The 771-nt window shown below is 59.5% G+C and carries 1 protein-coding gene and 1 pseudogene; one reads left to right on the forward strand and one right to left on the reverse strand.

From position 1 onward, the window contains the following. Positions 1 to 67 (forward strand): annotated as a pseudogene (locus tag AC1DLB_RS31270) (ribosomal protein S18-alanine N-acetyltransferase); the annotation flags it as partial. A gap of 62 nt (positions 68 to 129) precedes the next feature. On the opposite strand, the gene AC1DLB_RS31275 reads toward AC1DLB_RS31270, so the two are convergent. Continuing rightward, a complete protein-coding gene (locus AC1DLB_RS31275) occupies positions 130 to 534 on the reverse strand; it encodes a serine kinase/phosphatase (RefSeq protein ID WP_477786438.1) in 405 nt (134 codons plus the stop codon). Positions 535 to 771: the final 237 nt, after the last annotated feature.

Consider the following 771-nt stretch of genomic DNA (forward strand, 5'->3'; position numbering starts at 1 on the left):
GGATTACTACCCGGCGGTTGGCGGGCGAGAAGATGCCGTGGTGATGGCCTGCACCTTGGTTGATTGATCGTTTCTAAAGGCTTCGCGGGCAAGCTTCGCCCGCGAAGGCGTCTGCACGGACGTCAACGATCAAGGCTTGCCGTCCAATGGATCCTGCCGGGCCAGTTCCGCTTCATCCAGCCCATCGCCCCCACCGATGTCGTCCCCGTCGACAATGCTCAGATCCCRATCCGCCTGGCCGTCTTCACCCGCTTCGTGGGCATCCCGTGCGCCGTCTTCACGGATCAGGGTTTCCGGGGTCAAGTCATCGTCGGTGGCGTCATTGTCATTGGTCGAGCCCCCAGTCATGCGGGGTTTACGGACGCGTGCGTCGGGCATTTGCTGTGTATGCTCGTGTTCAGGTGCCAGGTCGCCGATTCTGGTGCCGGGCTCTTCCTCGTCGAAATCCAGCTCATGCACCGAGCCCATGCGGTCTTCATCGTCGTCGATGGGCTCGGGTGGCTCCTTATCGAACGGACGTCGTGAATCAGTCATGGCTATTCCTCATACTGTAGGCCCTACTACAATTGACCCACTGGACTGCCGAGAATTCCCGCGGGCAGGGAGCGCCGGCTAGCCGCTACATACATCAGGACATCAGGGGGATCTGCATCTCGTGCGTGACCCCGACGGGCGGTTGTCTGTCAAAGCAGTGCATCATTCTCGAGGCTTCATTGCATGAACGACTTACAGGATCTGATTGATAACAACGAACGCTGGGCTGATGCGATC

Source organism: Pseudomonas sp. 05N434, from assembly GCF_056396965.1.